Annotated in this window: 8 protein-coding genes; 5 read left to right on the plus strand and 3 right to left on the minus strand. The window is 66.4% G+C overall.

Translation table 11 applies throughout. The features are described 5' to 3' along the window. A partial coding sequence (locus tag AC1DWT_RS47625; protein ID WP_477925361.1) for a transposase occupies positions 1 to 143 on the minus strand: 143 nt, incomplete at its 3' end. Positions 144 to 919: 776 nt separating this feature from the next. Then, on the minus strand, positions 920 to 1,225 hold the full coding sequence (locus AC1DWT_RS47630; RefSeq protein WP_206015569.1) for a hypothetical protein: 306 nt from the start codon (positions 1,223 to 1,225) through the stop codon (positions 920 to 922). Positions 1,226 to 1,708: 483 nt separating this feature from the next. Between AC1DWT_RS47630 and AC1DWT_RS47635 the strand changes: the two genes are divergently transcribed. The 3 genes from AC1DWT_RS47635 to mihF all read left to right on the plus strand — a co-directional run bounded on the left by AC1DWT_RS47635 (position 1,709) and on the right by mihF (position 3,638). Further along, positions 1,709 to 1,855 (plus strand): hypothetical protein, encoded by a 147-nt coding sequence (locus tag AC1DWT_RS47635; protein ID WP_206015568.1) that lies wholly within the window; start codon positions 1,709 to 1,711, stop codon positions 1,853 to 1,855. A gap of 583 nt (positions 1,856 to 2,438) precedes the next feature. Further along, positions 2,439 to 2,951, plus strand: coding sequence for a helicase associated domain-containing protein (locus tag AC1DWT_RS47640; RefSeq protein ID WP_206015567.1), 513 nt, complete (start codon positions 2,439 to 2,441; stop codon positions 2,949 to 2,951). A gap of 372 nt (positions 2,952 to 3,323) precedes the next feature. Further along, positions 3,324 to 3,638 (plus strand): integration host factor, actinobacterial type, encoded by a 315-nt coding sequence (gene mihF, locus AC1DWT_RS47645; RefSeq protein WP_206015566.1) that lies wholly within the window; start codon positions 3,324 to 3,326, stop codon positions 3,636 to 3,638. Positions 3,639 to 3,667: 29 nt separating this feature from the next. Here the strand turns inward: mihF and AC1DWT_RS47650 are convergent, their stop codons facing one another. Further along, complete coding sequence (locus tag AC1DWT_RS47650; protein ID WP_206015565.1) at positions 3,668 to 4,033, minus strand: histone-like nucleoid-structuring protein Lsr2; 366 nt, start codon at positions 4,031 to 4,033, stop codon at positions 3,668 to 3,670. Positions 4,034 to 6,407: 2,374 nt separating this feature from the next. Between AC1DWT_RS47650 and istA the strand changes: the two genes are divergently transcribed. Next, complete coding sequence (istA, locus tag AC1DWT_RS47655; RefSeq protein WP_477925939.1) at positions 6,408 to 8,144, plus strand: IS21 family transposase; 1,737 nt, start codon at positions 6,408 to 6,410, stop codon at positions 8,142 to 8,144. Then, a partial coding sequence (locus AC1DWT_RS47660) for an ATP-binding protein (protein WP_477925940.1) occupies positions 8,141 to 8,589 on the plus strand: 449 nt, incomplete at its 3' end. The genes istA and AC1DWT_RS47660, both read left to right, overlap by 4 nt.

Below are 8,589 nucleotides of genomic sequence, written 5' to 3' on the forward strand. Positions count from 1 at the left end.
AGTTTGACCCATTCACCCAACAGACTCTCGTTGAGGCCGAGTTCTCGGGCGACCTCTGCGATGGTGCGACCGGAGTCGATCACCCGGTGGGCAGCCTCGACCTTGTACTCGGTCGTGAACGACCGACGCTTGCGAGGGGGCATACGGACATCCTTCCAGCGGGACCGGTGTCCCGCCAAGTCGGTGTCCACTTTCCGGGGGGAACCTCACGCGGGCACGTTCATCGCGCTGAAGGTGGTCGCGTACTGGTAGGACGGATGGAAGGTGAGTGATACGCAGGCATGCCGACCGGTGAACAGCCCAGCCTTGGTATTCCCAGCTCAGCTGTCCATCGTTGACGGCCGGGGTCCGTCGATCGTCGAACACGCGCCGGTGTGCAGGCTGTTCGCCAGATCGGTGAGCATCACACTCAGACAGGACCATCGAGGACCGGCCTCGCCGGCACCGACCTTGTCGAACTCGGTGGCGCAGCCGTGCAGCAGGCCGGGTCGGGTCTCGACGCACTGCCGGTGCGGCCGGCGACGGGCAGAAAATCCGGCAGAAACTGCCCGCCGGGTCCCCCGCAGCCCCGACGGTGGCCGGTTCGGCGCCCATCTCCTCACCGATCTCACCCCAGACGTCGATGTCCGTCTGCCGTTCCTCAACGACCCGGTCCAGGTCGAACAACTCGCGCACCACGGCAACAGTTGCACCCCGTTGACGACGCCGAACCCGCCGACCAGCCAACAGTGCGGTCAGCTTCCAGTGCTGCTCGGTGGCGGTGACCGCGACGGCGATCGGCTCCTCACAGGTGGGGTGATCTGCGCGGACGGGATGTGGGTTTCCAGCCAGTGCGCGACGCGTTCCCACCGATCGGCCACCGATCCGGGCGCGGTCAGGTACCTCGTCGGGTCGGTGGGCCGGTACGGACCGGGGCCGACTACTCGATCGACGTTTGTTGCTGCACGGTGCGGGCGTGTTCCTTCGTCGCGGCGATCGCCGCCTCGATACGGCTCCGCAGCACTTCATCGCTCAGGCTGGGACTATCGAACCCGCCCACCACGGCCAGATCGTCCCCGACGCGGAGGTGGGCGACCTCGTTGACCACCGACCCGTCCTCGCGGCGCGCCAACTCGCCTCCGGCGGAGACGATCTGCGTCAGTGCGTCGCCGCGGTCGGGCGCCTCCCCCGCCCGCACCGACGTTCGCTGGGTCTCCCGATCCCAGAACGATACGAACCACTCCATAACCGCTCCCTCAATTCACATCTCGCCAAGCGAACTGTATGGGTCACCGCTGTCCACGCGGGCAGACGGTCGGTGCGATCACACAGGGACATCGATTCCACACGAACGTTACGACGGCCACTGCCGCGAGAACATTCGCTGGAATCTACTGCAACGCGGACCCCTACCTTGCGAACAGGGCTCGACAAGTGCGGTGGCCCAGTCGTTCTTCGCCCTCGCCTTCAATGCTGCCTCCGCGGCGGCGGTGCGGCCGTCGAAACTCACCGATCGCCTTGACCTCGATGTCGCGGGTCAGGACGAAGCCTGCTCGACGGTGGCGTCCGGAGTGCCGTACGTGCGGGCCGGGCGAATGAGCAACTCGAGTGCCGCAAGCGCGAGTAGCGCACCACACGATCCGCAACACGACCAGCCTTGTCGCGTAGCGCCAGAACATCAGCAACAGAAAGCGACACCAATGATGCTGCACCAAAGATGAACTCGCAGATGATCGGCCTAAAGTTCCACAAGTCTTGCCCGGCGAAGGCGAAGGTCAGCCTCGTCGCGGCCAAGGACAAACTCGCCCAAGTCGACACACGATCCCGCAACACCGCGACCGATCTCGGACCTCCGTCCGTCCCGACCGGCTCCTGACCGCCAACAACGGATCGGCGAGCACCCGAATCGAGTGCACAGAATGCGGCGTCCCGGTGGCGATCTGTCCACCCCGGTCCGGGAACCGCGCAGGAGTGGTGGATGGCTAATCACACTGCTGCCCAGTACTGGTGGCGCGCCCTGTCCGACGATCTCACCGCAAAACGAGCCCAGCAGGAGTTGGATGAGTTCTCTCGTGTGCGGGGCGACACCCGGCTGCCACCCCACCGCAGAGGGAAGGGCGTCGGCGGCGACGGTGGCCGCGTGAGACCAGTTGACGACGCCGCAGCGCACCAGGATCCGAGCACGCGGAGGTGGTATCGCCGATCCGACACCCCATGGTGCACCTCCTCCTCAACCTCCGATTTCCGGCTCAGTCCGGTTGCGGGAGCGAACGACTCCTAACTCACTTCCACGGCAGGTCTACGGAATAGTTTCCGGCGCGGTCGTGGTGCACACCACGTCGCGAGGAATGTCTGTCCTCCGGGGCAGGCACTGCATCGTGATTGCGAGGGCGGGGTGCTGTTATATATGCGATGTGGTGGACATACTTGAATGCACGACGATTGGACAACCGGACCTGATGATGGACGCGGAAGGATCGATGTCGATGCGACCAGCGCTCGCCCGAGATTCACTGTCGCCGCTGCGGATGTACGCAGCGTTCTGTCGCACGCACCCGCACTCTCCGGTCCCGGACGACCACGTCACCGAGAACGGATACCGTCTCGGGCGGTGGCAGACCCGTCAGCGTGTCGCCCGGATGCTCGGAACACTGCCGGCCAGCCGGATCAGCGAGCTCGACGCGATCGGTTTCGTGTGGGCCGAGAACGGGCAGCCCCTCCCGGCGGTCGCGAGGACGGATTCGAAGCGTCGGCGCATGTTGACGGCGATCGCCGCCTACCGCGAGGAGCACGGTGACGCCCTGGTGCCCGTCAACTACCTCACCGACGATGGCGAGCAGGTGGGGCAGTGGCTGTATCGGGCGGTGAAGAAATGGCGCGCGCACACCCTGCCGGACGAGGAACGTGCACCGCTCGCAGTGCTAGGGGTGTCACCGGCGGCCCGGCCGCGGGGTCCTCGCACGGCGGCATAGCTTCCCGGGTGGTGCCGGTCCGGTGCCGATCACAACGGTCGCAGTCACCCGCACGGGGTGAGAACCTACCGGGTGTCGCGGTGTCGCGGTGTCGATCTCGGCGATGGTGCCGCGCGGTGGCTTTCGCCCGATCGGCTGCCCTCCCCCAATCCCGATCCCGATCCCGGATATCGACTCACTCGTGCCATATCCCACGGTGATCGAAACCCAAATTTGGTCGGGCGACAGTTTCCGATTTCGGTGCGATCCGCTGTAGTGCGTTTCCGTGGATTGTTACGATCGATGCAGCAATGGGCGTTGCTGATGCCGTTACTGCACACGCAATCCCATCCGGCAGCAGCAATTTTGTCGCGGATACTCGGAGGAGTTCTCATGGCATTGCCCACTTTGACACCGGAACAGCGAGCGGCAGCCTTGGCGAAGGCAACTCGGGCACGGAAGCTGCGCAGCGAACTTCTCTCGGCTGTGAAGTCGGGTGACCTCACCGTGAGCGCGGTGTTCGAAAAGGCCGAATCCGACGACATCGTGAAGCAAACGAAGGTGTCCGCCCTCGTCAAGTCACTCCCCGGCGTGGGTCCGATCAAGGCCGCTCAACTGCTCGAGGAGCTGTCGATCTCCGATACGCGCCGGATCGGTGGTCTGGGGCCGAATCAGCGGAAGGCACTCGTCGACGCCGCCGCGAGGTGACCGGTGCGCTGCACGGACATCGCAGCGGGTCAGTGAGCCGCGTTGTACGCCTCCACGATATCGGTGGGCATCCGCCCCCGGACCCCCACCTCGTAGCCCTGCTCGCGCGCCCATTCACGGACCGCTCGCACGTGCTCGCGGTCTCGCCGGGCCGGCGTCGCCGGGCCACCGCCGGAGTGGATGGTGCCTGCGGTCCGGTGCCTGCGGCCACCCACCCTTGTCGCATGCTCAATGTAGTAATCGAGCGTCTTGCGGAACTCTGCCGCATTCTTCGCCGACAGATCAATCTCGTAATCGATGCCGTCGACGGAGAAGGCGATCGTCTCACCTTTTCCGGCGTCGATGGAAGTTCCGTCGATATCGTCGACGTGTTCGACCACTATTCGGCGCGCCATGCCCACTCCCTCATTTTCTTTACCGGTCGACTGTACTGCCCACGCGAGAGGACGGCATCCTCGCGATATCCGCCCGACCGACCGACGAAATTGAACGCGGCAATTGAGACAGCACAATTCTCGATTAATGTCTCTCACATCGGCGTCCACGACCCGAACAGCGCGCCCCGCACAAACGACCAGCGCCACCGCCACCGCCACCGCCGGGCACCCTCCCCCAGTGTGACGCATTCGTGCCTCCGACCCCGACGAAACCCTTGCGGTGCCACCGCGGGCGTGGTGATCTGTTCTCGCCTCCCCAGCCGGCGGTTTCGCAATCGGTGACCGACAAGGGGGACGCTCCCTGGCACCGGGGAGCACGGCTCCGCCAGTCTGATCACGATTCGCGTCGCCGCCTGGGCGAGGCTTTGCACTCTCACGGCACGCTGGATTTGTTTCGCTCCTCACTGAGTGAGCATCGAAGGACGGGTGAACGATGGCGTTCAGGTATCGGGCGACGAGTTTCGCGTGCGGCCTGTTGGTTTTCTCCTCCTTCGGAGTCTTCTCCTGCGTGATCGAGGATTCTCTTGACGGTGCGGTGTTCTACTCCGTCACGCTCATTCCACCGGGCGACCTTCTCCTACGGCGGCTACGCGAAATGCACCGCATGCGGAGGCAGGTGCCAAGTGCGGACCATAGACCCACACCGGAGGGACTCCCGCACATGCACACAGACGCGGCACTGCTCAAAAAGTAGCTGGTACGACCGCCTATACCTTCTCCCGCGCCGGATGGTGGCGGCGAGCCTCGACGATCCCGCGCAGGGCGCTGGCGACCAGGTTCCCCGCCGGCTGTCGAGGTGTGACTTCGCCACCAGCCGAGGACGCCGCCGACGCCACACCGGAACCACAAACCGAACGTCCCCGAGGGCCAATTCGTGACGAATGACGTTCCGCGTGTCGCCCGGGCCTGACGCCCTCGCCGATGTCAGGGCGATGCAGCACCGACGTTCGCGGACTCCGGCCCATTCCGATCCCCCGCACCAGGAAACCCTGGCGTACCTGCGCACCCGGATCGACCCAGACCCCAGCTGCAGGAGTATGCCGAACAGCCGGCCGCCGCCAACCACACCGAGCGCAGGATTGATCGTGAGCGAGGTGGTTTCACCGTCACGGTCTGTGCCCGGCCTCCGGGTCGTCGATGCACCGGGCGAACACCACCCGACCAGATCCCTTGCGTCCCGCCGGGGACGCGCCGGCAGAAATATGCGTGTGGCGTAGCTCACATTTCTGCGATACGCGGTCGGGTGGGCCTACCATTTCCCTCGCACCGGTACACACTGAGTGCAGGTTGCCGATGCCGTCTCCGCCAGTCAAACCCCCAGTGACTGGCGGAGATTCGGCACACACTCGGTGCACCGGCATCTGCCGAGCCAGTTGAGGATTGCATACGCAATCAACGCCTAAGGAGACGCTGGAGGGGCAACCACCCAATCCCCCGACGCAGAACCACCGCACCGGTCGCGGAGCCAAGGAGTTCCTGATTAGCGCCTCGGGGCGTCGATCCGAAGAAGCGGCAATGCTGCATCATTGCCGGAAAGTACCGGCAGCTGATCGAATTCTCGGATAGGTCGTGGCTCCTGTATTGCGACCGCCCTCACCGTCACCACAGCCGCACTCAACGGCCCGCACCCGGCCGCGGTCGGACAAGACCTCTGGCTCACCAAATGCGAAGCCCGGCAATTTTGTACACCACCCGCCGGTGGGCCCACGCCATCCGCGCCGCCGACCCCGACCTCGACCTCGACGGACTCGCCTGCCGGCCCCGGCGCAACGACGACACCCTCGCCTTGGGTCCTCACCACCGACCCCGCGATCACACCCCACCCCGACCTGACCGTCCACCCCACCACCACACCCCGGCCCCTCGACCACGGCCCCGGCCGCGACCTCGTCGCCCGCATCATCGCCGACCACAGCGCCATCCTCTCCCCCACCCGAACCGCACCAACGTCAACGCCCTCCGACACACGGCACCGACATCAATGCGTACCGACCTCGACGAGCGGCTGTCGCCCTTGTCTCTGTGAATGATCCGTCGGTGCGAGCGACCACCCGGAAAGTGCGTGCGCACAAACCACGAAGGATGGTTCACCCACCTGACCCCAGGGATGTCGCGCACACTGCTCACCGGTCTTCCGGAGGAGCAAAGTCAAAGCGGAAATGCTCACTGTCGCCTGCCATGAGCATGGGACCGGTCTGACCTGATTTCTGCCACCCTCATGGGACCACTCGGATTGCCAGTCATGGGACCACCCGGCGCGTCGCGCCGAAGTCCCGCCGGATGACTCGTTTGATCGTCGTGTCGGTATCCCCGGTCACGAAGGCGGACGGGCATGGCTTTTCGGGAGGTCAACGTGAACGAAGTCAAGGAAGTGCTCCGGGTCTGGCTCGGGGTGCCCGGGTCCCGGCCACCGGGGCTGCGCACGATCGCCGCGCACTGCGGGGTGGACCGCAAGACCGCGCGGCGGTACATCGAGGCCGCGCAGGCCGCGGGCCTGCAGCGCAGCGACGGCGCCTGGGCCCTCGACGACGGGCTGATCGGGACGGTGATCGAGGCGGTGCGCCCGGCCCGCCCGAGCGGACACGGGCCCGCATGGGACCGGCTGCTGGGGTTCGAGGACCAGATCACCGCGTGGGTCGCCGGCGACGGGAACCATCCACCGCTGACGATCACCAAGATCGAAACGCTGCTGGCCCGCCAGGGCTGCGTGGTGCCGTATCGGACGTTGCACCGATTCGCCACCGAGCGGTGCGGTTTCGGCCGCAGGGACACCACCGTCCGGATCGTCGACGGCGATCCCGGCAGCGAATGCCAGATCGACTTCGGCTACCTGGGCTATCTGACCGACCCGGAGACCGGGCGGCGCCGCAAGGTGCACGCACTGATCTTCACCGCCGTGTACTCGCGGCACATGTTCGTGTGGCTGACCTACTCGCAGACCCTGGCGGCGGTGATCGCCGGCTGCGAGGCGGCGTGGACCTTCTTCGGCGGTGTCTTCAAGGTCCTCATCCCGGACAACCTCAAGCCGGTGGTGACCGAGGCGGACGCGGTCAATCCGCGGCTGTCGCAGGGCTGGCTGGACTACGCCCAGCACGCCGGGTTCGTCACGGACCCGGCCCGGATCCGGTCCCCGAAGGACAAACCTAGGGTCGAGCGCGCAGTTCAATATGTGCGCGGGAACTACTGGGCCGGTGAGGAATTCGCGGATCTAGCGGAGGCGCAACGCCACGCCGAGGCGTGGTGCCGTGACACCGCCGGGATGCGGACGCACGGCACCACCGCCGCCCGCCCGCTCGAGGTGTTCGACGAGGACGAGGCGCCGATGGTGCTGCCGGTTCCGCCGGTTTACGACGTGCCGATCTTCAAACAGGTCAAGGTGCACCGCGACTTTCATGCCGAGGTGGCCAAGGCGTTGTATTCGATACCGGGACAGTGGATCGGSTCCACCCTCGAGGTGCGGGCGGACAGTGCGCTGGTGAAGTTCTAYSYSCGCGGAACCCTGGTGAAGGTGCACCCGCGCCAGCCCGCCGGTGGGCGCAGCACCGAYCCGGAGGATCTGCCCACCGAGAAGGTCGGATAYGCGATGCGGGAYCTGGACCGGCTGATCGGCACCTGCGCCGGGCACGGCCGCTGCGTCGGCATCTACGCCGAACGACTGCTCGACGATCCGCTGCCCTGGATCCGGATGCGGGCGGTCTACCGGCTGCTCGGGTTGGTCCGCCGCTACGGGCCCGGCCCGGTCGAAGCGGCGTGCAGCACGGCACTGGATCTGGATGTGGTGTCGGTGAGCAAGATCGCCTCGATGCTCGAACGCGCCACCGAGACCACCGCACCGCTGCTGCCGGCCGCCGGGTCGGCGGCCCCGTCCCGCTTCACCCGCGACCCCGCCGAGTTCGCCACCTCTGGGACCACCCCTTCCACCTCTGGGACCACCCCTGCCACCTCTGGGACCACCTCCGCCACCGAGAGGACCACCCCTGCCACTGCCGGGACCGGCGTCGCCACCGAGAGGACCGGGCATCTGACGGTGATCGCCGGCGGCAACACCGACACGAAGGAGCCACGATGACCACCCCGCCCGCACCCATTTCCGGCCCGGTCGATCCGATCGGCGCCGACCTGATCGCCCTTCTCAAAACACTCAAACTCGGCGCCCTCAAGGACACCCTGCCCGAGCGACTCGCCCTGGCCCGCCAGCACCAGCTCAGCCACGTCGCATTCCTGGAGCTGCTCCTCGCCGACGAGGTATCCCGGCGGGAATCACGCTCGGCCACTTTGCGGTCGGCGAAGGCCGGTCTGGATCAGTCGATGCGGATCGACACCTGGAACGCCCTCGACGACCTCCGCTACGACCGATCCCTGCTCTCGGATCTGGTCTCACTGCGGTTCGCCGAGGCCGGCCACTCGGTCCTGGTTCTGGGACCGGTCGGGGTCGGCAAGACGCACCTGGCGACCGCCCTCGGGCACGTCGCGATCCGGCGCCGGATGACGGTGCTCTGCGCCCGCGCCGACAA

This window comes from Rhodococcus sp. P4_B6, assembly GCF_056402215.1.